At 69.5% G+C, this 21281-nt stretch carries 15 protein-coding genes and 3 pseudogenes; 9 read left to right on the forward strand and 9 right to left on the reverse strand.

The genetic code is table 11. The features are described 5' to 3' along the window. The first annotated feature begins 8 nt into the window (after window positions 1–8). Both EDD90_RS53730 and EDD90_RS53735 read left to right on the forward strand, forming a co-directional pair. Window positions 9–1007, forward strand: a complete 999-nt coding sequence (locus tag EDD90_RS53730; RefSeq protein ID WP_123982855.1) for a carbohydrate ABC transporter permease — start codon at window positions 9–11, stop codon at window positions 1005–1007. Continuing rightward, window positions 1004–1888 (forward strand): carbohydrate ABC transporter permease, encoded by an 885-nt coding sequence (locus EDD90_RS53735; protein WP_123982666.1) that lies wholly within the window; start codon window positions 1004–1006, stop codon window positions 1886–1888. Before EDD90_RS53730 ends, EDD90_RS53735 begins: the two co-directional genes overlap by 4 nt. Here EDD90_RS53735 and EDD90_RS53740 read toward each other — a convergent pair. Beyond that, complete coding sequence (locus EDD90_RS53740; RefSeq protein ID WP_123982668.1) at window positions 1878–4091, reverse strand: glycoside hydrolase family 3 N-terminal domain-containing protein; 2214 nt, start codon at window positions 4089–4091, stop codon at window positions 1878–1880. The genes EDD90_RS53735 and EDD90_RS53740 overlap by 11 nt on opposite strands. 85 nt (window positions 4092–4176) lie before the next feature. After that, window positions 4177–5244, reverse strand: a complete 1068-nt coding sequence (locus tag EDD90_RS53745) for an N-acetylglucosamine kinase (RefSeq protein ID WP_123982670.1) — start codon at window positions 5242–5244, stop codon at window positions 4177–4179. 283 nt (window positions 5245–5527) lie between these two features. On the opposite strand from EDD90_RS53745, the gene EDD90_RS53750 reads away from it, so the two are divergent. Then, a complete protein-coding gene (locus tag EDD90_RS53750) occupies window positions 5528–6559 on the forward strand; it encodes a glycosyl hydrolase (protein WP_260328852.1) in 1032 nt (343 codons plus the stop codon). An 81-nt stretch (window positions 6560–6640) separates the two neighbouring features. On the opposite strand, the gene EDD90_RS53755 is transcribed toward EDD90_RS53750, so the two are convergent. Continuing rightward, the gene (locus EDD90_RS53755) at window positions 6641–8122 is read right to left on the reverse strand and encodes a glycoside hydrolase family 3 N-terminal domain-containing protein (RefSeq protein WP_123982673.1); all 1482 of its coding nucleotides are present in this window, start codon (window positions 8120–8122) and stop codon (window positions 6641–6643) included. Between the two features lie 338 nt (window positions 8123–8460). Between EDD90_RS53755 and EDD90_RS53760 the strand changes: the two are divergent. From EDD90_RS53760 to EDD90_RS53785, 5 genes and pseudogenes are all read left to right on the forward strand, one after another. Continuing rightward, window positions 8461–8885: pseudogene (locus EDD90_RS53760) on the forward strand (transposase); the annotation flags it as partial. 405 nt (window positions 8886–9290) lie between these two features. Continuing rightward, a complete protein-coding gene (locus EDD90_RS53770) occupies window positions 9291–9731 on the forward strand; it encodes a GntR family transcriptional regulator (protein ID WP_123982675.1) in 441 nt (146 codons plus the stop codon). Continuing rightward, window positions 9728–10831: a DUF1648 domain-containing protein gene (locus EDD90_RS53775; protein WP_123982677.1), complete on the forward strand. Its 1104-nt coding sequence runs from the start codon at window positions 9728–9730 to the stop codon at window positions 10829–10831. Before EDD90_RS53770 ends, EDD90_RS53775 begins: the two co-directional genes overlap by 4 nt. Before the next feature lie 129 nt (window positions 10832–10960). After that, the gene (locus EDD90_RS53780; protein ID WP_260328853.1) at window positions 10961–12058 is read left to right on the forward strand and encodes an alpha/beta fold hydrolase; all 1098 of its coding nucleotides are present in this window, start codon (window positions 10961–10963) and stop codon (window positions 12056–12058) included. A 208-nt stretch (window positions 12059–12266) separates the two neighbouring features. Continuing rightward, entirely contained in the window at window positions 12267–12455 is a 189-nt protein-coding gene (locus EDD90_RS53785) for a hypothetical protein (protein WP_123982680.1), read from the forward strand. Window positions 12456–12551: 96 nt separating this feature from the next. Here EDD90_RS53785 and EDD90_RS53790 read toward each other — a convergent pair whose 3' ends face one another. The 5 genes and pseudogenes from EDD90_RS53790 to EDD90_RS53815 form a co-directional block, all read right to left on the reverse strand. After that, window positions 12552–12890: a co-chaperone YbbN gene (locus EDD90_RS53790; RefSeq protein WP_123982682.1), complete on the reverse strand. Its 339-nt coding sequence runs from the start codon at window positions 12888–12890 to the stop codon at window positions 12552–12554. A 270-nt stretch (window positions 12891–13160) separates the two neighbouring features. Further along, on the reverse strand, window positions 13161–14978 hold the full coding sequence (locus tag EDD90_RS53800) for an IS200/IS605 family accessory protein TnpB-related protein (RefSeq protein WP_398928985.1): 1818 nt from the start codon (window positions 14976–14978) through the stop codon (window positions 13161–13163). Then, window positions 14971–15545 (reverse strand): annotated as a pseudogene (locus tag EDD90_RS53805) (IS607 family transposase). The gene EDD90_RS53800 and the pseudogene EDD90_RS53805 overlap by 8 nt, the downstream one beginning before the upstream one ends. A 67-nt stretch (window positions 15546–15612) precedes the next feature. Continuing rightward, window positions 15613–17319: an IS1182 family transposase gene (locus EDD90_RS53810; RefSeq protein WP_260328855.1), complete on the reverse strand. Its 1707-nt coding sequence runs from the start codon at window positions 17317–17319 to the stop codon at window positions 15613–15615. A 113-nt stretch (window positions 17320–17432) separates the two neighbouring features. Further along, window positions 17433–18845 (reverse strand): NF041680 family putative transposase, encoded by a 1413-nt coding sequence (locus EDD90_RS53815; RefSeq protein WP_221305243.1) that lies wholly within the window; start codon window positions 18843–18845, stop codon window positions 17433–17435. Between the two features lie 486 nt (window positions 18846–19331). Here EDD90_RS53815 and EDD90_RS58335 point away from each other — a divergent pair. Further along, window positions 19332–19448: pseudogene (locus EDD90_RS58335) on the forward strand (transposase); the annotation flags it as partial. 294 nt (window positions 19449–19742) lie between these two features. Here EDD90_RS58335 and ltrA read toward each other — a convergent pair. Next, window positions 19743–21008: a group II intron reverse transcriptase/maturase gene (gene ltrA / locus EDD90_RS53825; protein ID WP_123978653.1), complete on the reverse strand. Its 1266-nt coding sequence runs from the start codon at window positions 21006–21008 to the stop codon at window positions 19743–19745. Between the last annotated feature and the right edge of the window lie 273 nt (window positions 21009–21281).

Here is a 21281-nt window from a genome sequence, read left to right on the forward strand (position 1 = left end):
CACAGATCATGAAGCCGGTGTCCGGCGCGGAGGCCAGGACCTCCGCGCCGGGCCCGGCCCCGTCCCGCCTCCGCCGACTCGCCAAGGCAGCTTTGCCCGGTCCCGCCCCCGGGGCCAACGGGGCGGCCATGTACCGCCGTTGGTGGCTGCCGTGGCTGTGGACCGCCCCCGCGATCGTGTGCGCGGTGGTCTTCGGGGTGTTCCCGTTCCTCAACACGGTCCTGCTGTCGTTCACCGACGCCAAGCCGCTGGGCGGCGCGGCGGGTTTCGTCGGACTCGACAACTACACGCGGATGCTCCAGGACGACGACTTCTGGCTCGCCACCCGCAACAGCATCCTGTACGCGGTGATCGTCGTCCCGCTGATGGTGCTGCTGCCGCTGGTGCTGGCCGTCCTGGTGGAGAAGAACCTCCCCGGCATCGGCTTCTTCCGATCGGCGTTCTACACACCGGTGCTGGCCTCCAGCGTGGTCGTCGGCCTGAGCTGGCAGTGGCTGCTCGCGGACGACGGGCTGGTCAACACCTGGCTGGAGAAAGCCCACTTGATCAAGTCGGCGATCCCCTTTCTCTCCGACTCCTGGCTGATCCTGCTGTCCGCGATGGGCCTGACCCTGTGGAAGGGCCTCGGCTGGTACATGGTCTTCTACCTGGCCGCCCTCGGGAACGTACCCAAGGAACTGCACGAGGCCGCGCAGATGGACGGCGCCGGCACGGTGCGCCGCTTCTGGCACATCACGATCCCCGGCGTCCGGCAGGCCATGATGCTCGTCGGCACGCTCGCCGGCATCGGCTCCCTGCGGGTGTTCACCGAGATCTACATGCTCGGCAGCTCCACCGGCGGCCCCGGCGGCGCCGACCGCACCCTGCCGTTCTACATCCGGGACGTCGGCCTGGACCCGATCACCGGTAACGCGGGTTACGGCTCGGCCGTCAGCGTGGCCCTGTTCGCGCTGACGCTGGGGCTGACCCTGCTGGCGCAGCGTCTGACCAAGGAGGACGAGTCATGACGACGAGTGTCGTCGAGACCAAGGGCCGTCGCCTGATGCCGCGTTGGCGTGACTACGGCCGCCCGCGCGAGCTGGTCGTCCGCTATCTGCTGCTCCTCCTGGTGCTCGGCCTGACCGTGGGCCCGCTGCTGTGGCAGCTGCTGGCCTCCCTGAAGGGCACGAGCGAGGACGTCTTCGGCGCGGACGCCACCCTGCTGCCGCACCACCCGACGCTGCGCGCCTACCGGACGGTCTTCGACCAGGTGCCGGTGTGGTCCTACATCAAGAACAGCCTGATCGTGGTCGCCCTGTCGATCACCAGCCAGCTGGTCTTCTCCACGACGGCCGGCTACATGCTCTCCAAGCCCTCCTGGAAGGGCCGCAAGGCGGTCTGGGTGGTGCTGGTCGCCTCGATGATGTTCCCCTTCGAGTCGATCATGGTCTCGCTGTTCATCAGCATCCGCGACCTGGGCCTGGTCGACAACCTGGCCGGCGTGTGGCTGCCCGGCTTCGTCGGCGCCATCAACGTCCTGCTGATGCGCGGCGCGTTCCTCGCGGTCCCACGCGAGATCGAGGACTCGGCGATGCTGGACGGCGCGAACGAGTGGCAGCGCTTCAAGTACCTGTATCTGCCGTCCGCGTGGGGCGCGATCATGGTGGTCGTCATCAACACGTTCATCAGCGCCTGGGACGACTTCCTGTGGCCGCTGATCGTGCTGCGCTCCGAGAGCAACATGACGCTCACGCTGGGGCTTTCACGCCTGCAGAGCTCGTCGTTCGGCTACGACCAGCGAATGGTCATGGCCGGTTCGGTGATCTCCGTGATCCCGGTGCTGGTGCTGTTCGTGATCACCCAGCGGTGGTTCTACAAGGGCGTGTCCTCGGGAGCGGTCAAGATCTGAGGTCCAGGGTCAGCGGTACGGCGGTGAGGGCCGCCCGTGCCGAGGAGGCGACCCGGATCTGAGCGACGTCGGCGCCGGCGAGTCGGTCGGCGCCGAGTCGTGTCGCGACCGTGCGGCACTCCCCCGGCGCGAGGTCGACGCCCTCGAACGCGCACAGTTCAAGGGTGCGCGGCCAGGTGTCGGTGATCATCCGCCGCAGATAGACCTGCACGACCGAACGCCCTTGCCGTGCGCCGGTGTTGGTGACCTCGACGGTGACGGTACGGCCGTCGAGCCGGGGCGTACCGAACGCGAAGTCCGTGTACGCCAGTCCGTGCCCGAAGGAGTAGGCGGGCTCGGCGCTCTCGTCGACGTAGCCGCCGTACTCGGTGTCCTTGTGGTTGTAGTAGACGGGGAGTTGGGCGGCAGAGCGCGGCACGGAGACGGGGAGCCGTCCCGTCGGTTCCGCGAGCCCGAGCAGCACCTCGGCGATCGCCTCGCCGCCCCACGGGCCCGGGTACCAGGCGGTGAGCAGGGCGGGCGCGGTGTCCGGGACGACGTGCGGGCGCCCCTGGACCAGGACGACCGCGGTGGGCGTGCCGGTGGCGACGACGGCGTCCAGCAGCGCGTACTGGGCGGCGCCGAGACGGAGTTCGGCGAGGTCTACGCCCTCACCGCAGGTCATGTGGTCGACGGCGGTGAGGGCCGCGCCGTTGGCGTCGAACTCGGTGTCAGCGGTCCGGGCACTGCTGCCGCCCAGCACCAGCACGGCGAGGTCGGCGGCGGCGGCCTCGGCGATCGCGGCCGGGATCCCGGAGAGGTCGTCGCCGGTGAGGGCGCAGCCCCGGGCGTGCCGGATGTCGAGTCCGGGCGGGGCGAGCCGGCGCAGGGCGTCGAGGACGTCGCTGCCGGTACCGGGGCGCTGCGGAGCCGTGTAGTCGCCCGACTGGTGGGCGGTGGTGGCCGCTTGGGGTCCGAGGACGGCGATGCGGGAGACGTTCCCGTCGATGGGGAGCACCCCGTCGTTGCGCAGGAGGGTGACGGCGGCGCGGGCGACTTCCTTGCTGAGGTCCCCGCCCGCTTCGGGCGCGGAGGACTCGGGGGCCCCGTCGAACAGTCCAAGGCGGAACTTGAGCCGCAGCACCCGGGCGACGGCGGTGTCGAGCACGGCCTCCTCGACCAGCCCGCGCTCGACCGCCTCCTCCAGATGCGTGAAGCCCTCGTCCCAAAGGCTCAGATCCACACCGGAGTTGAGGGCGAGCGCGCCCGCCGACACCTTGTCACCGGTGATGCGGGCCAGCCGGTCGACGGCCAGGCCGTCCGCCATGACCAGGCCCTCGAAGCCCCAGTCTTCACGGAGCAGTCCGGTGAGCAGGGCCCGGTTGCCGGAGCAGGGCATGCCGTCGACCTCGTTGTACGCCGACATGACGGCGGCGGCGCCCGCGCGGACGCCGGCCCGGGCGGCGGGGAGATGGATCTCGTGCAGCTCGCGCCGGCCGAGCTCGGACTCGGCGGAGTTGCGACCGCCGACGGTGGCCCCCTGGCCGGCGAAGTGCTTGAGGACGACGGGGGCCTTGTCAGCGGCGAACAGGCCGTCGGGACAGGTGCCTTGCATGCCTCGCACGACCGCCTCCGTCAGTCGCGCGGCGAGGTACGGGTCCTCGCCGAAGCACTCCTCGGTGCGGCCCCAGCGCGGGTCGCGGGAGATGTCGAGCGCGGAGACGAGGGCGACATGGCCGCCGCGGGAGCGGAGTTCGGCGGCGGCGTGGGCGGCGGCACGCTCGTACAGACCCGGGTCCCAGGTGGCGCCGACGGCCAGGTTGACCGGGAGGACCGTGCCGTCGAGGGCCATGACGCCGTGCGGGACCTCCTCCACGAACAGAGCGGGGATGCCGAGGCGGCTCCGCTCCACGACGTGCCGCTGCACCGACTCGGCGAGGGCCGCGCCCTGCTCGGCGCCCGGCCCGTTGTCGTGATCGACGCCGGACCAGGCGTCGGCACGCTGCAGGCCGTACAGGGCACCGAGCCCTTCGAAGCGCTCGGTCTCGGCGTACAGGGCGTCAGTGAGCTCGAAGCCGCCGCCGGGGGTGCGCAGGTAGGCGTCCCAGCCGTACATGCGCTGGTTGACCTGCCCCACCTTCTCCCGCAGGGTCATCCGGGACAGGAGATCCCGGACGCGGGCGTCGACGGGGGCGGTGGGGTCGCGGTAGAGGACGTCGCTCATCGGCCGGGGCTCTCCGGGGTGTCGTTCACGGGTGTCGCGTGGGCGGGTCCGCCGCCCGGTGACCCGCCGTGGGCCTGTCCGCCAATCACCGGCCCCGGCCGTCGTACATGATCCGCGCCAGCGCCACCGCGCCCGGTCCCCCGTCGGCCACCCAGTCGAGGCTCAGGCCGAGGACGTGCAGGCGCTCGGTCAGCGGGACGGTCATCGGACCGGCGGGGCCGAGCAGTCCGCCGGTGGCGACGATCCGCTCGCCGGGGCCGGGCTCCAGCGCGCGGACCGTGTCCAGCAGGTGGTCCGCGCCCTCGTCCAGGATCTCCAGCGCGACGGCGTCCTTCTCGCCGGCCGCCTCGGCGACCAGCGGGGCGAACCGGGCGAGCCGGATCGGCGGATCGGCCATCACGGCGGGCAGCAGATGCCTGCGGAAGTCCTCACGCCGGGCGCGGGACCAGTCCGTGACCCCGGTGCCCCGGGCGCCCGCGCCGGGCGGACCGGGGGCGCCTGCCTCGCCGTACGACGACACGCTTCCCGTGGGCAGGACGTCCACCGGCAGGCCTAGCGAACGCCCGACCAACCGGGCCAGTACCGTCTCCCGTCCCCGCCCGTCCGCCATGCGCAGCGCGGCCCGCACCGCGCTGCGCCCGATCCAGAAGCCACTGCCCTCGTCGCCGAGAAGCCAGCCGTCGCCGTCCACGGTGGTGGTGGCCTGCCGGCCGGCGATGCGCATGGCGACCGCGCCGGTACCTGCGACCAGGGCAAGACCGTCGGCCGGGGCGCCGGGAGCCGCGGCGAAGGCCGCCTCGATGTCGCTCCAGATACCGACCGGCCCCTCGGGCACGCCGAGCCGGCGCAGCGCCTCGGCGAGGGCGCCGCGGGCCCGGACGGTCCCGGGATCGTCCGCGTCGGCGGCTGTGGCACCCGCGAAACCGCCGGCCACGGCGACGACCCGATCGCGGGCCCCTTCGGGCATCACCCCGGCGAGCGCCTCGGCCAGGCAATCGGTGAGCTGCTGCGGCGGCACGGTCAGGGCGTTGCCCGGGCCGGCCGCGGCCTCGGCCAGCACACGGCCGTCGGCGGCACTGGCGAGCACGACGCGGGTACGGGTGCCACCGGCGTCGAGGCCGATGACGAGGTTTTGGTTCAAATCATTGCCCATCACTGACTATGGTGGTTGATACATTCGCACAGGACAAGACCAAGACGCGAACAACCGGACAGGAACTCCAGGAAGCCGGCCCAGGGAGGGTCCCATTTCCACGCTCCGCTTCGGCGTCAACTACACGCCCCGTCACGGCTGGTTCCACTCCTGGCAGGACTTCGATCCGGCCCGGACCCGTGAGGATCTGGCCCAGATCGCCGGCCTCGGTCTCGACCACGTCCGGGTCTTCCACCTGTGGCCACTCCTCCAGCCCAACCGCACCCTGATCCGGACCGCCGCCGTGGACCAGCTGGTGCGACTGGTCGACCTGGCCGCCGACGAGGGCCTCGACGTCCTGGTGGACGGTGTACAGGGCCACCTGTCGAGCTTCGACTTCTACCCGGAGTGGACCCGCAGCTGGCATCACCGGAACGTGTTCACCGACCCCGAGGCGATCGAGGCCCAGGCGGTCCTGCTGCGTACGCTGGGCGGCGCCCTGGCCGGCCGCCCGAACCTCATCGGCCTCCAGCTCGGCAACGAGCTCAACAACCTGGTCGAGCACAACCCGGTGACGGTGACACAGGTCGACCACTACCTCGACACCCTGCTGGCGGCGGCCCGCGAGGGCCTGGGCGCGCCGGGCGGCCTGGTCACGCACTCCGCGTACGACGCGGCCTGGTACGGCGACGACCACCCCTTCACCCCCGAGGCGTCGGCCCGCAAGGGCGACGTCACCACGGTCCACCCCTGGGTGTTCTCCGGCGACTGCGCCCGCCGCTACGGCCCGCGCTCCCCCCAGGTCCAGCACCTCGCCGAGTACGGCACGGAACTGGCCAAGGCTTACGCCGTCGACCCCGTCCGCCCGGTATGGGTCCAGGAGACGGGCGCCCCGGAGCCCCACATCCCGGCGGCCGACGCTCCCGAGTTCGCTCGCGAGACGGTCCTCAACGTGTCCGGTTGCACGAACATGTGGGGCGTGACCTGGTGGTGCTCCCACGACGTCGACCGCTCCCTGGCCGACTTCCCGGAGCTGGAGTACACCCTCGGGCTCTTCGGCTCCGGTGGCCGCCCGAAGCCGATCGCGGAATCCCTCGCGGCCACGATCACGGAGCTGCGGGCCGAACCGTGGACTCCGCAGCAGCGGGAGACAGCCCTTGTCCTGGACTGCGCTCCGTCCACCCGCTCGACGTCGGGGCCGGGAGGCACGTACTTCGAGACCTGGATGGACCTGCGCAAGCAGGGAGCCCGCCCGGCGGTGGTCCTGGCCGAGCGGGCGAGCGACGAGACGTACCTGGCGTCAAGGGGGATCAAGGAACTGTTGCGAACGCCGTGACCGGATGCCTTCAGAGGTGTGGGTCCGTGCCCGGCCGCGGTGTCCGCCGCGGGGGCGCGGCCCACCGGCCGACGGCGAACGTCACCGCGCCCCGACCAGCGCCTCCGCCAGCGCCCGCAGGTTGACCTTCCCGCGCCCGTAAGAACACACCACCGCGTCTCGTTCCGGCAGACCCGTGGCGACGCGTATCCCGTCGGGCCGCCGGGCCGTCAGCGCTTCGCTCAAGCGGACCTGCCACGGGTACAGCCCGGCATCGCTGGTGGCGACGACCAACGGCCCGTCCCCGGCCCGCCGCAGGATCACCTCGACCAGCGCCCCCGGCTCGGCCGGCTCCCCCGTCACCGCGGTCCCCGTGGCCGAAGGATCCACTGCCCGCACCGCGGCCGGCAGATCCTCCCCACCCCAGTTCAACGCGGGATGCGGCGCCGGAAACAGGTCGACGACATACGCCCCGGTCACCCCGACCGGCACACCCTGCCCGCCCACGGCCCGCCGAGCCGCCTCCAACCCGGCCTGCGCGTCCCACGGACCGACCACTGAAGAGGGCTCGGCATACCGCGAGGACAGCTTCCGCACCCGCTCCGCCGCCTCCCGCACCCGTCCTTCGGCCAGCGCCCCGGAGCGCAGCGCCGCGAGCACCGCGTCCCGGCACTCCAGCGTTACCCCGAGATCGGGCACGGCCACGATCACCTGGTCCGCCCCCGCGGCCAGCGCGATCCTCGCGCCGGTCGCCTCCCCGTACCGGTCGGCGATCGCCTTCATCTCCAGCGCGTCGCTGACGAGCACCCCGTCGAATCCGAGCTCGAACCTGAGCAGGTCGCTCAGGATCCGGCGGCTGAGCGTCGCGGGACGGTCCTCGTCGAGCGCCGGGAACACGACGTGCGCGCTCATCAGCATCGGCACCCCCGCGGCGATCGCGGCCCGGAAGGGTGCGAGGTCGAGTTCCTCGTACGGCCGCGGGTCGACCGCCAGTTCGTGGTGGCTGTCGGTGAGGGTGCCCCCGTGCCCGGGGAAGTGCTTGGCGCAGGAGGCGATGCCCCGTGCCTCGGTCGCCTCGATCCATGCGCGCAGGTGCCGCGAAACCCGCTCGGGGTCGTCGCCGAAGGCACGTGTGCGCACGATCGGATTGCCCGCCTGCCCCTGGACGTCCGCGACGGGGGCGTACGAGGCGGTGATGCCGAGCACGGCCAGATGCCCGGCCAGCGCGTCGGAGCAGCGCGCGGTCAGGGCCGGGTCGTCGACCACGCCGAGCGCGTAGTTGCCGGGGACCTCCGGAGCGCCCGCGGTCACCAGGTGACCGATGCCGCCGCCCTCGTTGTCGATGCCGACCAGCAGGTCGGGCCGGATGGCGCGCAGGGTGTCGGTGAGCCGGCGCACCTGATCCGCGTCCCGGATGTTGCGGGTGAACAGGATGACCCCGCCGAGACCCCGGTCGATCAGCCGTCTGAGCGTGTCGGGGACGACGGTGGCGCCCTCGAATCCCGCGACCAGGCAGCGATGGGCCGCCTCGTCCAGGTCGGCGGGGAGAGCTGCGCGGGCGGGCAGGGGGTCGGCGTGTGTCACCCCTGGAATACTCTGGTTGATCGAGCCGAAAGTCAACAGGAAAATGACTCACCCATTCACCACCGTGCCCCGCTCGACCCACCTCGATCCGACTCGGTGCCCTCCGGGCAACGTGCAGCTGCCAGGCCCCACCAGCTCGTCATCATTGGCCACCAGGACCGCGAGCCTGTAGAAGAGTTCACGTGGGATGGGTGGTGACGGTGTGGACCGACAGGGTTCGCTCGCGGGCGCACCAGGCTGCTTCCGGTACTCGCCTACGGCCTGCTGCAGAAGACAGCAGCCGACCGGCCCGTACGGACCCGGCCTCGGAGGGCATTGCGTTCCTTTGCACAGGCCACCGACCGGGCCCGGCGCTCCGCGTCGACCGTGAACAGTACCGTGCCAACCTGGTCGATCCCTATCGCGAGCACCTGCGCAAACGCCGAACCGAAGAGCCCGGCGTCCCCGTCCTGGCCCCCTTCGAAGAGATCAAGGCCCTATGACCCAACCGGCCGCAGGCATCGGGGGCTTCGCCCCACCCCTTACGCCACACACCGACAACCTCGATGCGCTCACGCGCTGGATCACCCAAGTCAGAGCAGCAGACCCGCCCCACCAACACGCCTTCAACCGGGGCCGGGACATCGACGCCGTGATCGCCGGGCTCACGCCTCCGTACAGCAACGGCGCCACCGAGGGCGTCAACACCAAGACCAAACGGATCGCGCGCCAGGTGCACGGACGAGCAGACTTCACCCTGCTCCGGCACCGCATCCTCCTCGGACAACAGCCCGCTCCGTCACCACCGAATGCGAGACAGGACCGCTCGTTCAACAGTCCCGCCACCAGCTCCCGGGTAAAAGCCTGACGGGTCTCCTGGTCCAGGCATATCTGGAAGTCAACGATCTCCGCCAGCGGCCTGCGCGACAAATCAGAACGAAGGCACACGGCGCGTCCCTGCCGCCTGCGCTGCGACAGGACACTTCTTCGGTCGTTGGGTTTGATCCCATTGAGCCAGAGCCGTTCTCACCGCACCTGTCGCGGCCGCTTCCGACGTGTACGTGAATGCCTGTGAGCAGAGGCTTCGCCTGACGGCGCCACCTTTGTCACGTTCTTGACGTCGGCCCTCTCGACCCTGCGCCGCCTGGTGTTCTATAAAAGCTATAACAGAGCAACACTGGGAGCGGACATGATCCTCAGCCTCGACATGGACAGCGAGGTGCCGATCTACCAGCAGATCCGGGACCGCATCGTCGAGGCCATCGCCTCCGGTCAGCTCGTCGAAGGCAGCTCGCTGCCCTCGACGCGGCAGCTCGCTGTAGATCTGGGCATCAACTTCCACACCGTGAACAAGGCCTACGACCTACTGCGACGCGAAGGACTGCTGCGGGTCAACCGCAAGAGCGGCGCCCTGGTGCAGCGCGACACCCGCAGCGGTCCGCCCGAACCGGGCTTCACCGCCGAGTGGGAGACCAGGCTGCGGACCCTGCTCGCCGAAGCGGTCGCCCATGGGACCGGCGACCCGGCGGTACTGGACAGTTGCCGCTCCGTCCTCGTCTCGTTCACGTCACCCGCGCCCGCTTCACCCAGCGCGAACCCCGGTGCAGAGCAAGGAGATTCAGCTTCATGAACAGTGCCGACGTGTTGGTCAACGTGTTCATGCCTGCCGTGCTTGCGGCAGTGGCATGGTGGCTGCCGTCGCTCACCAGTCCGACCTTGCCCTTCGGGGTACGGAGCCCTGATGCACGGGCGGACGCCCCAGGGATCGCCGAGCAACGCAGACGGTACCGGAGGCAGGTCGCCGCGTCCGGTGCGGTACTGATCACGGTGGGAGTCCTGGTGAGCTCCGTGTTCCGCTTCGACATGCCTGGCGTCATTCCCCTGCTGACCGTTGCCGCCTGCACAGCGGCCTACAGCCGGGCACGAGTGGCGGTCATGGCGGCCAAACGGCGCGAGGACTGGTACGGCGGGCTGCGCCAGGGTGTGGTGGCGGACACCGCGCTGCGTACCGATCCGGAACGCTTCCCCTGGATATGGGCCGTCCCCGCAGTGCTCATCTGCATCGGTACGACACTGGTGGGCGTCCTGCGCTATCCGTCACTGCCCGACCGCATTCCCGTGCACTTCACCGACTCCGGCAGCGCTGACCGCTTCGCCGCCAGGTCGATCGGCACCGCGTTCTTCCCGGTGTTCACGCAGGCCGCGCTCACCGTGCTGCTCTTGGCGCTGACCTGGCTGTCATTCCGGGCTCGTGCGGATCTCGATCCGGCGCGGCCGGCCGACTCCGCCCGCAGGCACCGTCGCTTCTCGGTTCGTACCGCCATCTCCCTTCTGCTACTGGCAGCGTTCGCCAACCTTTCGTTGCTCGCCGGAGCTTGGGCGATGTGGCACTCGGGCCAGCGGGTGTCCCCGGCCCTGATTCTGCTGCCCATCCTGGCCGGGCTGGTCGCGGTAATCGGTATTGCTGTCCGCACCGGCCAGGGGGGCAGCCGACTGCCCGCCCACGACGGCGCAGTGGCGGAAGAGAGCACCGGCATGGTGCGGCGCGACGATGACCAGTACTGGCGTCTGCTCGGCTCGGTATACGTCAACCGGGCCGATCCCGCGCTGCTTGTTCAGAAGCGGTTCGGCATCGGCTGGACCGTCAACTTCGGCAACCCGCGGGGTGTCGTGCTGCTGCTCGGGCTCATTCTGGCCCCCACGCTCGCAGTGCCGCTCCTCGTCCGCTGAGCGCATCCGACGACGACAGACGGGTCATTGCTCAGGCATCCGGCCAGGGCGCGCCGACTCCGCACCCAGCAAACCACCATCCCCGATTCTCTCACCCTCTCTCACAACTTCAGCCCATGAGGAGAAAGCATGCGTTTACCCACCCCCTGGCGCAGCAGGATGATCGCCGTGCTCATTGTGGCGGTCGCCGTCGTCACGGCCGGGCCGGTGTCAGGCACGACCCGGGCGTCCGCGGCACCCCGGGCCGCCCTCGTATCCGCCGTGGACCGTGAGGTCCACTTCACCGCGGACGGCACCACCGCGTACGGCACGCTGCACATACCCGCCCACCGCGCGGGCCGCAGGCTCGCCGCGGCGCTGCTGCTTCCCGGCAGCGGCCCGACCGACCGCAATGGCGACGAGCCACCCGGCTTCACTCCCCACACCCTGGCCCTCATGGCCGGCGTCCTCAGCGGCGACGGCGTGATGACCCTGCGTTTCGACAAGTACGGCACCGGGCGGACGGGCCTGGGCGGACGCAGCAGCGCTCCTGACATGGCCGCCTACACGCGACAGGCCGTGGCCGCGTACAACACCCTGCGCGCCCAGCCTGAAGCCGATTCGCACGCGCTGCTGGTGGTCGGGCACAGTGAGGGCGGCCTGCAAGCACTCCTCGTCGACCGCGCCGTACAGCCGAAGCCTGCTGGGCTCGCGCTCATCGCCCCGCAGGACATGCGGCTTCTGGACCTGATCCGCCTGCAATTGGCGACCGAACTGAACCAGGCCCTCGCGGCAGGGCAACTCACCGCGCAACAGGCGTGGTTGAACAACCGGGGTGTAGCCAGGGCCATCGCGGACTTTCGCGCCCAGCGCCCGGTCGACACATCGGGGCTACTGCCGTCCCTGGTCTCTCTGCTCAAGGGCATGTTCGGACCGGTCAACGCGGATTTCGTCCGCAGCGATGACGCCATCTATCCGCCGTCCGTCGCCCGAGGCATCGCGCACGGCACGCGCATGCTCATCACCTGCGGCACCGAGGACACCAACGTGCCCTGCCGGACGATGCCTCCTCTGCTGTCGGCCCTCGCCGCCGCCCGCACCACCGGCCCAGGACTGCAGGTCCTTGCCGGACTCGACCATCTCCTCCACCCCATCGGCACACCGGTCAACGACCCGGCCATCGCCCCAGCCGCGCAGCAGAGCCTCCACGACTTCGTCCGTCCCTGGCGGCACGCCACACAGGGCTGAGGAACCCTCCTCCATACGTGCATCGCCCCTCGCGGCTGTGCATCGCTCCCCCGCTAGGTCCATCACCGCGCCGACCACGACGCCGCCTACAAGTGACCACCAGGACACGGCGGACCGGTTCCCAGACACGGTGGGCCAGGACCGTGCGCGTGGAACGCATGATCCATGTGGAGGCTGCCGGAGCCGATGCCCGCCGCCCCTGTACCCGATGCCGCCCTACCCCCAGGGATGGGCCGCCGTGGTGAAGTGGGACCGGTGGCGGGCGCTGTTCATGACGGACGTCGGGCACCTGGTGCTGCACTCCCGCCAGGGGACGGGCCTCCTCCCGTCCTTCCCCGAGGTCCGCACCGGCGCCGCCCAACTGCCGAACACAACCGCACTCGACGGCGTTATGTGACCTGTGGGGGTGTCTCAGCCCCAGGGTGCCTCAGGCGGCGCAGCGCCTATGGGTGAGACCCTGACGGGCGTCGCGTCCACGTGCCGCAGCGGCCGCTCAGAGTTGGCCGTCCAGGAACTTCCGTACCTCGGCGGTGGTCATGGGCCCCGTGCCGTGCGCCACCGCCTCTCCCCCCTTCAGCAGGACGTAGGACGGGGCTCCGGTGATCCCGTATCGCTCGGTTGCGGCCGGGCAACGCGTGATGTCGGCGCGGACGGCCGTCAGGCGGCCCGTGTAGTCGTCGGCGATGCCACCCACGACGAGGTCCATCACCCGGCAGGGCTCGATTGCCTTGGGCCAAGTCCCGGTGAAGTATGCGAGGACCGGAACTCTGCTCATCCTGAGAATGAAATTGAACTCCGCGTCCTCACGGGGTCGGTGAACCCGCTTTGTCATGGAAGCTCCTGACCTCACGTTCCGTCGTTCCATCCCCATCATCCCTCGCGCGATGTGCCGAGCCGGCCCGGTCGGTCGTCCGGCTGACCTGTCAGAAGGGAGGCACGGGGCCGTCGCAGAACCACGGTGGTTCCCGGCGCGAACGGCCCGACCCCCCGCCCCTGGTGACCCGGCCTGGCCGCCCCACGGTCACCCAGCTGCAGCCCGCCGCGCGCCCGTGGGTCAGCTCGTGCCGGGACAGCGCCCTCCACGACGACATGAAAGCCGTCTTCAGGGCACAGCAGTCCAGATCGCCGACCAGATGCTCGATGAGCGCGTCGACGAGCGGGCCGGTGCGCATCGTCCACCAGATCCAGTCGAGCCGTATCCGCCACCGCGCTTCTCAGAGACAGCGCTCCCGACGGGCTTCCCGAGGCCTTGTCCGGTCTTCGCATCAACCGTTCCTGAACAGTGTGCAGGAGTGACATTTGCTGTCAGCTCCTGGAACTGCGCGCGTCCCGAACGGTGTTTCGATGCGCTGGTCTCCCGCGTTCGCTGTGTCCCCGTCCGGCTGCGTGCATCGTGTGCACGCTCCGTGACGGGTGGGCGGGTTTCCTCACGCCCTCGTGCGCCTGGTCTGGCCTGGGCGGTCCGATGCCCCGCAGCATCGCTCTGGTACTGCGGGAGCGGTGCCGTCCGTCGCCGGACCGGGTGCCCGAGGGCGCGTCGCCCGATCGCGATGCCAGCGGCATCGTGACGGGACATTTTTCGTTTCTTCGAGGTGAGGGGCTTCTTCCAGTGCTGATCGCCCCACATCGATGTGTACGCCGGGTCCACGGCGACGATCGACAGACCGTGTTCGGACGCCATGGACACGAGCCGGGCCTTGAGCTTGCCGGTGGGGATGCCGGAGATGATCTGCCTGAAGCGCTTACGTCTACCGTGCTTCTCACGGGTCTTCTCGGTGGCGAAGTCCAGGTTCTCCAGGCCGATGGCTTTGACGCCGCACCGGTCTGCCCAGTGCAGCAACTGGCTGATGGCCTGCCGGACCTGGGCGTCACGGTGGTCTGCGCGGCCGGACAGGTCGTAGAAGAACCGCTTGCGGTCGCCGACCGGGTTGCCGTGCCGGTCGAGCCGGTAGGCGGCGAAGTGGTCGGCGTTGGTGTCCACGCCGACCATGCCCTCAGACCGCGCCGTCTGAAGCGGGATCGTCTGGACAACGGGCCGTGTCCACGACGCTGTCAGGTACCAGCGGCCCCGCTCCACGTCCAGGTGGATGCGGTAGGCCACGGCCCGGTTGTCTTCGATCCGGTCGCGCCAGTCGGCTCCCCTGTGCTGGAACTGCACGCGGGTGGCGAGGACGTACCGACCGTGCTTGCTGTTGGCCAAGTGGGCGAGCGGGGCGGGCAGCTTGATGCTGACCTCGCCATCCGGTGTGACGCGGATGGTCTCGTTGCCGAAGCGTTTGCCGGACTCGCCGTCGGCGGCGAGGAACCACCGTTGGGCTTCCCACCGCTCACGCCACTGCTCGGCGGTGAGCTGGGCGGCTTCGAGGTTGTGACGGTTGTTGAGGAGGCGCCGGCCGCCGCGCACGACGTGCACGACACCGGTCTCACGCTCAGCGCGGGCCACGTCCAGGCGGTGTTCCAGGGTCGTCAGACGGCGCGACTTCTGGAACCACTCGGCCCGACTGCGGTATCCGCCGGGTGCCCGTTTGGTTCCCTTCTCCCCGATCGGCTGGGAGAGGCGGTGCATCAGCGTCCGCACACCAGCCTCAAGCCCTTGGATGTGGGCGAGCTGGCAGCGGCGGGAAAGCGCCCACTGATCGTGAGTGGCCTTCGTGATCGAACCGGCCCACCGGGATGAGGAATCGGCCGTCAGGCCCTGCTTCCGGGCGGCCCACGTGTCGCTGTCGTGGTCCAGGCCGTCAGCGCAGCGGTTCTTGATGTCCAGCGAGGCAAGGCGTCCGAGGTGTTCACCGACCAGCCGCAACACCTTGTCGTCCACGTCGGTGAGGTGCTTGAGGCGGTCGCGTATCGCCACCCCGGACGGCCCGAGCGCGACGAACGGCGCGTCGATGGTGCGGAGCTTCTTCTTCGGCTCACTCATCGGCAGCCGCCGCTTCGAGAGCCTTCCTCGCCCGGTTCATCGCCGACCGGCGGCCGTACAGGCGGGCGCAGAACGACGTGAGCACCTCCACCATGTCCCGGACCAGGTCGTCTTCAACTTCGCCGTCATCGAGGACGACGAGTCGGCGACCAGTCGCGGACAGGGCGGCCTCGATCAGCTCCACATTCATCCGTCCGAGGCGGTCTTTGTGCTCGATCACAACCGTGGTCACCGCCGGGTCGGCCAGCAGTCGCTTCGCCTTCGCGCGGCACCCGTTCATGCCCGAGGCGATCTCGGATTCGATCCGCACGACCTTCTGCCCGGCCTTGCCGCCCATGCCGACAGGCGAGCGGTCTGCCGCTCCAGGTCCGGCTTCTGATCGTGCGAGGAGATGCGGGCATACAGACCTACACCGCCGGTCACGGAGGGTGAGGTGTTCGCATCGATGTCACCAGGATCGTGCGCGGTCCCACGCGTTCCACAGGTACCGGCAATGTGCCCTCACAGAACCAGCGATACGCGGTACGCGGGGCGATCCCCTGCGCGCGCCCATTCCATCAGGTTCATACGCAAGACCGTACAACACCCGCGACAACTAAGCTTGACTCTGTCGGGGATCTTGGTGTCGGCGGAGTCAACTGCCCAGGGTTCGCCAGGACTTCGGGCGAGGGATCTCGCGCTGGTCGAGGTAGTTCTGGAAGGCAGTCGGTCGGCGGGGTGTGGGGGCTTCCTCAGCCGGTGACAGTCCGCCGAGGCGCTCGATGTTGACGGCGATGGCCGTCAACACGTGCTGGACGTGGACCTTTCCCTGTCCTCGGTAGCGGCAGCGCCGCATGCCGTGTCCGCGGGCGAACTCGTTGACCGTGCCTTCCACTCCGGAGCGGACCGCGTATCGGGCCTTCCACTCGGGCGTCTGCTGTTCGGCGCGGACGCGGAGTTGCAGGTCACGGAGCTCTCGTGGGGGAAATCCCACGGTGCGGGCGCTGTCGGCGGTGCTGGTGCACTGCGTGCGGGCCGGGCAGGGACGGCACTGGCTCTTGGTGAACCTGGCCACGATCAGCGGGGCCGCGGTGGGCGAGGAGGTCGGGTAGGGGCCGTGCCAGCCTGCGCTGACCTGTCCCTGGGGGCAGGTGACCTGCTGCTTGTCGTAGTCGATGTGGAAGTCGTCCCGGGCGAAGCCCTCGCCTCGGCGGTGTTGGCGGGTGGGGTTGCTGCGCAGCGGCCCGGAGACGGTGACCTGGTGTTCACGGGCGGCTTGTTCCAGGTGGGGCAGAGAGGTGTAGCCGGCGTCGACGAGGTGCTCGGCGGGCAGCAGGCCGCGTCGGGCGAGGCGGGTGTGGATGCCGGGCAGGACCTGGCTGTCGTGGGTGGTGGCCGCGGTGGTGGCGACATCCGTGATCACGTTGGGGCCGTCGGCAGCACAGGTCTCGGTCAGATGAGCGGCGAACCCCTTCCAGCTGATGATGTGTCCGTGCCTCGCGTAGCGGGCCGAGGTGTCGTAGGGCGAGACGATCGCCCTTGACGACGGCGGCAGACCCGCCCCGCCTTCCTTCTCGGCGGTGCGCCAGCGCAGGTGTCCCGCGGCGTCACGGTTATAGTTCTGCACCATGATCTGCCGCAGAGCCTGGATGCGAGGACCGGACATGCGGTCCGCTCCGTAGCGGTGGAGGTGTTCCAGAAGCCGGACGGCGTCGTTTCCGGTGGCAAGAATCCTGGTCATGGGCTTGGTGGGGTTCTTCCCCAGGCGGACCGGCCGGCCGTAGCGCAGCCCCCAGCCCTGGTCGACCAGCTCGTCCAGCAGATGAGGTGAGATGCCTGCGACCTCTTCGAGTGCGGCGCGAACCGCCTCGGTGACCAGCTCCAGGCGGGTCAGGTCACGCACCGCGGCCAGGATGTGCGTGGAGTCGGTGCGCTGCGTGGTGCGCTCGCGCACCAGTCCGGCCTCCTTCAGGCGGGCCAGTGCGAGGTCGAGGAGGCGGTCGGCACGGCCGTCCTCGGCGAGACGATCACGGAAGTCGCCCAGCACACTGTGGTGGAAGCCGGGATCGTCCAGCTCCATGGCCATCGCGTACTTGAAGTCGATGCGGCAGCGGACCGCCTCGGCGGCCTGCCTGTCCGACAGCCCGAGCAGGAACTGCAGCACACAGACGGTGGCCAGCTGAGCGGGCGAGAGCCCCGGACGCCCGTCCCTGGGGTACCAGTCCGCGAAGTCCTCGTCGCGCCACAGCCCGTCCAGCCGGTCCCGCACCCATATCGCCGTCGTGCCGCCCGGGTTGCTCGCCCGCGCGACCCGCGCGGTCAGAGGCGGAACATGCTCACCGGAACGGGGGCGCAGGGACAACGGGCACCTCGACAGCTGCAACGGTCGGCGGAACTCCCCGATCATCCCCGTCGACCAAGCTGCCGCACCGGGAAACTCCAAGATCCCCGACAGAGTCAAGCTAAGCTTGATCATTAACCTCGCTGCTGTTTCAGGCGGACGTGTTCGGTGAGGGTTTCGATTCGTTTCACGGTCTTCCCCGGCTCGTGACGTGGGGCTGGCCTGCGGTTCTTCGAGCCGAGTGGGCGTCCGGGCCCTGGCTTGGAGGGTCTGGGCACGTCGGCGGGACGGGCGGTTTTCACGCGGAGGTGGCGGAACCCCCGGCGGACCCGGGCAGGGGTGAGCCGGCGCGGCTCGGAGGGCCGTTCCCAGGGGCGGCGGAGGTCCTCGGCGAGGGGCCGGGCAAGGCGGAGTTGGGTGTGGGCGGCGATGATCAGCCAGGTCCACAGGTCGGCCGTGTGTGGATCGCGGACCTTGGGGACAGTCCAGCCGAGGGTCTGCTTGAACAGCCGGAAGGTATGTTCAAGATCGAATCTGCGGAGGAACGCCTGCCAGCGGACGTCGACGTCCTCGCCGGTCATGCCGGTGCGCGAGGACCACAGCCACACCGGCTTGGGGTCGCGGTCACCAGGCAGGTACTCGACCTTCAGACGGATCAACGTGCCGTGGATCAAAGGGAGTTCACCGCAGTGGTCGAGCCAGGGGCCACGGGCCTGCAATCGGGGGTGCATCCGGTCCCAGGCGAGGGCTTCGGCCGTGCCGTAGCGGGTGGTGTCGCACGTCGTGGCCTGGTCAGGGGTGTGCCAGGACTCCGGGTTGGAGAAGGTGAGGACCCCGCCGTGCTTGCGGGGCTGCCCGCCACGCGGGGTGGAGCGACGCGGCCCGGCATCCCGGAGCATGACCCGGTCCGAGCGCAGCCGGCCGACCAGCTCGACGGGCAGGTCGGCCAGGACGTAGGCGAGGCGGGTCACGTCGTAGCCGGAGTCCATGACGACGAGGATGTCCTCATCGCCCGGCCGCCACTGCCCGGCGTGCACCAGCCGGGTGACCACCTCACGCAGCTGGGCGGCGGTGATTGCGGTGGCGTCGTCGGCCGGCCCGAGCCGGATCGCGTCCAGCACGGCTGTCCAGGAGGTCCGTCCTGTTTCCAGAGCGGCCACGAAGGAGTAGGGCCAGCCGGGGATGAACTGATCGGCGCTGCGGCCCCGCCCGTAGACATGGCAGAACAGCAACTCCGGACTGGTCGGGGCATCAGGGCGCAGCCAGTTGCTCACGTCCACGGCGAGGACGATCCGCCCGTCGGCGGCACGCGGCAGCGGGGTGGAGGCCAGCAGCCTGCGCAGGCGGCGCGGCTCCAGCCAGCCGTGGTTGACCGCGTCGTACATCGCCCCGTGCCCGCGCCGGTGCTCGGCCGTGAGCGTCAGCTCGACCAGCGAGGTGACCGGACCATCGGCACACAGCACTGCGTCGGTGAGCTCGAAGAGCGCATCCGCACGGCTGTAAAGGCAGTCGTAGAACTGGACACGAAAGTGGGACAGGATGCCCAACGCGGCCTCAGCAGACTGTTCAGCGGCAAGACTCTTCACCAGCGGCCGTTCCTTCACGCGACGTTGCTCGACACCTCGAAGCGTGAAGAACGGCCGCCCTGCTGTCTCAGGAACACACCAAGATCAGCAGGTCGAGTGACCAGCGAGGATAAATGCCAAGCTAAGTAGCTGTTGTCTTTTCGATCTTGAGTGGTGGCGGTCGAACGCGGGTTCCCGGTCGGGTGATCCTGCCCTGGCGAGGGCATGAGGAAGGGGCCTCCTGAACAGCTCGTGGGTGTCGAATCCATAGAGCAGCAGGAGGCCCCGGTGCCGCAGTCTTCCGTGTCGATGGCCGGGCAGTCCAACTCGGCCGCTCCATCGTGTGATTGCCTCGCGCACGTGTACGGCAACGCGGCTGACCGGCCTGAACGGCAGCGCCGGTACCCGACGGACATGACGGACGAGGAGTGGGCTGAGGTCCGGCCGCTGCTGCCGACGCCGGGCTGGATGCGCGGGCGGGGCGGCCGGCCGGAGGGGTATTGCCACCGCGCGGTGCTCGATGCGATCCGCTATCTCGTTGACAACGGCATCAAGTGGCGGGCGATGCCGGTCGACTTCCCACCGTGGGACCGGGTGTATGCCTTCTTCCGCCGCTGGCGCGACCACGCCCTGGTCAAGGAGTTCCATGACCGGCTGCGCGCCCGGGTCCGGATGAGGCTGGGCCGGGACGCGGAGCCGAGTGCGGGTGTGATCGACTCGCAGTCGGTCAAGGCGGACGCCGTCGTCGGCGCCGACAGCCGCGGCTTTGACGGCGGCAAACAGATCAACGGGTCGAGTAGCCGGGAGGGATCTCACCTCCCGGCCCTCACAGAACCGTGCGTAACAGTCTCCCGTTACACGGCTCTTGCCGCTCTGATCTCAGATCAACAGGGCTCCCTGCGTGGGCGAAAAGCGCCAGTGGGCGAGCATGCGGGGGTACCGCTGCGCGATTTCCCGAAGCTTCGCCAGCGCCTTCCGTTTGCCCGCGAGCCGTCGGTACTTCTTGCGGATCCAGCGCACCAGGTAGGCGTTGATGCGCATGACGAAGGAGTGCAGCTCCCACGGCCGGAACCGGCCGTAGTAGTTGAGCCAGCCCGCCACCATCGGATTGATCCGTCGGGCGAGCTCGCCGAAGGTCAGGTCGGACCGGCGGTGCAGGCGCCATGACCGCACCTCCCGCCCGATCCTGGTCAGAGCCTCCCTGCTGATCGCCGGCTCGAACGAAAGGAACTGGTTCCCGTGCCGACTCCGGCTTCTCCTGGCGCGGAACGTGTACCCGAGGAAGCTGAACGCCTCATGCTCGTACGAGCCGTGGCGTGAGCCGTCCCTGCAGTAGACAATCCGGGTCTTGTCCGGGTGCAGTTGCAGCCCGACCTCGGCCATCCTGTCCTCCAGCGCCGCCAGGACCTTGCGGGCCTGGCCCTCGGAGACGCAGTGCAGCACGGCGTCGTCCGCGTAGCGTTCGAACTGCACGGTCGGGTACTCCCGGGCCATCCAGGTGTCGAACGCGTAGTGCAGGAACAGGTTTGCCAGGACGGGAGACACCGGGGCGCCCTGTGGCGTCCCACGCTCCCGCTGGTGCAGGGTGCCGTCGGGCATGGCGAGCGGGGCGGCGAGCCACCTACGCACGTACAACTTCACCCAGACGGCATCCGTATGGATCTCCACCGCCTTGACAAGCAGGTCCCAGGGCACGCTGTCGAAGAACTTCCGGATGTCGAGCTCGACCACCCAGTTCCGTTTCCAGCAGCGTTCCCGGCATTTCCCCACCGCGTCCAGGGCAGATCGTCCGGGCCGGTATCCGTAGCTGTCCGGATGGAAAACCGGTTCCACCCTCAGCATGAGATGCCGGGCCACCACGGTCTGCGCCACCCGATCCGAGACAGCGGGAATGCCGAGCATTCTCGTGCCTCCGCCGTGTGGCTTCGGGATCTCCACCGCGCGCACCGGAGGCGGGAAGTAAGAGCCCGACGACATTCGATTCCAGACCTTGTAGAGGTTGTTCTTCAGGTCCTTCTCGAAGTCCTCGATACTCTGCCCGTCCACACCCGGCGCACCCTTGTTAGCCCTGACTTCCTCCCATGCCTTTATAACCTCCCGCTTCGAGATATCGAACGGCTTGATCCGAGACTTCAACTGGCTCATCCCACTCCTCCCGGAGGACTTCCGGTTGATGCGATCAACACAGTCACGAGCGGCCCGGTCCCTTCGCTCCGCCCCCGTTACAGGGGCCTCAGCACTACTACGGACCGGTCCGCCAGCAGGACCCGCATCGGTACTCGACCCCTCACAGTTGCGTCTGCTCGGAGCACTCCCTCTCCCCCACCCGTTCCGGCGGAGAGTATCGGGCACTGCCTTCTCCTGTTCCATGCGAGAGCGGCAGACCAGGCTCACGTCGCCTCCATGCCGGACACCGCC

Origin of the sequence: Streptomyces sp. Ag109_O5-1, assembly GCF_003814875.1 — a bacterium.
Taxonomy (GTDB): domain Bacteria; phylum Actinomycetota; class Actinomycetes; order Streptomycetales; family Streptomycetaceae; genus Streptomyces; species Streptomyces sasae.

Excerpts from the sequence above, each read along its gene's own strand:
- EDD90_RS53730 (WP_123982855.1), top strand. The coding sequence starts at position 9 with ATGAAGCCGGTGTCCGGCGCGGAGGCCAGGACCTCCGCGCCGGGCCCG.
- EDD90_RS53790 (WP_123982682.1), bottom strand. The coding sequence starts at position 12,890 with ATGACAAAGCGGGTTCACCGACCCCGTGAGGACGCGGAGTTCAATTTC.
- EDD90_RS53745 (WP_123982670.1), bottom strand. The coding sequence starts at position 5,244 with ATGGGCAATGATTTGAACCAAAACCTCGTCATCGGCCTCGACGCCGGT.
- EDD90_RS53785 (WP_123982680.1), top strand. The coding sequence starts at position 12,267 with ATGCCGCCCTACCCCCAGGGATGGGCCGCCGTGGTGAAGTGGGACCGG.
- EDD90_RS53740 (WP_123982668.1), bottom strand. The coding sequence starts at position 4,091 with ATGAGCGACGTCCTCTACCGCGACCCCACCGCCCCCGTCGACGCCCGC.
- EDD90_RS53735 (WP_123982666.1), top strand. The coding sequence starts at position 1,004 with ATGACGACGAGTGTCGTCGAGACCAAGGGCCGTCGCCTGATGCCGCGT.
- EDD90_RS53775 (WP_123982677.1), top strand. The coding sequence starts at position 9,728 with ATGAACAGTGCCGACGTGTTGGTCAACGTGTTCATGCCTGCCGTGCTT.
- EDD90_RS53800 (WP_398928985.1), bottom strand. The coding sequence starts at position 14,978 with ATGAGTGAGCCGAAGAAGAAGCTCCGCACCATCGACGCGCCGTTCGTC.
- ltrA (WP_123978653.1), bottom strand. The coding sequence starts at position 21,008 with ATGAGCCAGTTGAAGTCTCGGATCAAGCCGTTCGATATCTCGAAGCGG.
- EDD90_RS53770 (WP_123982675.1), top strand. The coding sequence starts at position 9,291 with ATGATCCTCAGCCTCGACATGGACAGCGAGGTGCCGATCTACCAGCAG.
- EDD90_RS53780 (WP_260328853.1), top strand. The coding sequence starts at position 10,961 with ATGCGTTTACCCACCCCCTGGCGCAGCAGGATGATCGCCGTGCTCATT.